Raw genomic sequence first — 2,359 nt, 5'->3', positions numbered from 1 at the left:
GTAGATTTCCGCCGCGTTCATCGGCGTGACCGATCCGCTGCTGCACGACTGCCGCGTGAACGTGACCACCGCGCCCTGGACGGGCTCTCGCGTGACGGCGTTGTAGACCGTGCCGGCCGGATCGGCCAGCAGCGACTGCACCGAATTCGCGGTGGCCGCGACCAGCATCGCGGGCGTGACGTTGATGGTGTTCTGGTCGAAAGCCGCAGCCCATGCCTTGTTGTTGAAGGTCGCGCGGCGGTCCCCTGCGCCAGGCTTCTGCGTGATGCGGACGCTGAAGCTGACCTCCTCGCTCTGGCCGGGCTCGAGGCCGCGGCTGCCGTCGGTGAGGCTGAGCACCGCCTCGGTCGGCAGCCTGAATGCATCGCTGCTGGCCAGGGCCTCGCGGTCGCAGGCCGCGCGCCCGGTGAAGCTTCCCGCGGCGTTGAGCAAGCCGCTGCGAACCTTGGGCGCGTCCACCAGTTCCCACGACGCGACCAGGCCCTCGGGCTTGTCCATGTCGAAGGTGCAGTTCAGGTTGTCGATCACGCGCACGTTCGGCGCCGGCGCGACGCCCGTGTTCGTGACGAGCAGCCGATAGTCGATCTCGTAGACGCCCTGGGCCACGCGCCGCGGCAGCGAAGCGGTCTTGGCGAGCGAGAGCGAGGGCAGCTGCATCGACACCGGCGTGGGCGAGGCGTTGTTGTTGGGATTGCCGTCGCCGTCCGGGTCCGGGCTGGCGCCGTCGACCGAATCGTCGTAGGCCACGGGCGCGCCGCCGGGCGTGAGGGCGCCCTGCGCACGCACGCTGTTGAGAAGCGTGCCGGTGCGGCCGCTGACATTGATGCGAACGTCGAACTGCACGGTGACCTGCGCACCGACAGGCAGCACCGCACCGGGCGCCAGCAGGTTCTGGGCGGCGGCGGTGCCGGTGAAGCCGTTGTTCGCGGCGGCCACGGTCCCGCTCACGCCGTTGCCTTGGTTGCCCGCAATGGCGATCGAGCCTGGCACGACCGTGTACTGGCCGGGACCCGGCACCGCCGCGCCGGTGTAGCTGCCGAACTGGGTCGCGCCGCTGCCTTCGAGCAGGTCGACCGCCTGCACGCCGTAGAGCCACACGGCGCCATAGTTGCGCACGTCGACACTGAAGCGCACGGTGGTGGTCCCGTCGAGCAGGCCGTCGGCGCCGCGGTTCGCACGCGGCACCGATGCGGTCTTGGCCACGCCGATGCGGCTCTGGCTCGTGGTGATGAGCACCGTGTTGGACGGCGACACCACCGGCGCCGTGCCGTCGTTGTAGTGGCCCTGGGCGGTGTTGCGGATGTCGCCGGACTGGTCGGCCTTCACCAGCACCGCGAACTGCATGGCGATCGAGGCGTTGCGCGACACGGCCGTCGGCACGCCAATGGCCACTTCGATCGCGGCCGCGTCGTCGGCGGTGCGGTAGCTGAAGGCCGGATCGCCCGGCAGGCGGAACAGGCGCACGGCGCCCGCGGCCGTGCTTTGCAGTGTGCCTGCGATGTACTGCGTGCCGGCCGGCACGAGGTCGCGCACCAGCACCAGGCTCGCGGGCGCGCCGTTCACCAGCACCGGCGTGCCGGCCGGCGCGGTGGCATTGCCCGGCTGCGCATCGCGGGCGCCGATGTTGGTGCCGGAGATCATGAAATCGATGCGGCTCTGTCCTGGAACGATGACGCCCGGATAGCTCGCGCTCTTGGTGAGGGCAATGACCGCCACGTTGCCGACCGTCACGGTGTCGCGGTTGGTGGCGCTCAGGTTCTGCAGCGCAGTGGTCGCGGTCAGCGCAGCGCAGGCCACGCCGTCCGCGGTGGTCGGGATCGTTCCCTCCACCAGGAGCGAGGCGGTTTCGCCGGGTCGCAGCGCCAGCGCGCCGGGCGCGCCGAGCGGCAGCAGCGGATCGCCCGGATCCACCACGCCGTTGTTGTTGATGTCGCGCACGACGCGCAGCGCCGACAGATCGAGCGTGTCCGCCGGGCAGCCGCCCGCGTTGTTGGCGAAGCCCAATGCATAGCTCGACGGCACGTTGCCGGTGTTGGTGAGCAGGTGATTCAGCGTGACGACAGTGGCCGGCGGCCGGGTGACCGCCTGGTCCTGCGTCAGCACCAGCGCCTCGACCGGCAGCACGTTGGCCACCACACTGTTGGAGCTGGAGGTCTCGGTCTGCGCAAAGCCGGCCGGCACATAGCTGGCCTTGGCCACGTTGCGGATGACGCTGCCGCCGGGTGCGGGTGCTRCATGCACCGCGGCGGACGCCAGGAACAGCGTCAGGAAGAGCGCCGAGAGCAGCGCCAGGCCGATCGCGAGCTTGGCGCCGGCACGGCGCCATCGCTGCGAGCGGCAGCCCATCAATGAGTCAGAC

The 2,359-nt window shown here is 70.5% G+C and carries 1 pseudogene; it reads right to left on the bottom strand.

The features are described from left to right. A pseudogene (locus AC1DOC_RS29660) lies at positions 1-2,346 on the bottom strand (hypothetical protein); the annotation flags it as partial. Between the last annotated feature and the right edge of the window lie 13 nt (positions 2,347-2,359).

This window comes from Variovorax sp. 01T439_2, from assembly GCF_056398445.1.
The sequence above is the reverse complement of the archived record's forward strand: the minus strand, read 5'-3'. Positions and strand labels throughout refer to the sequence as shown.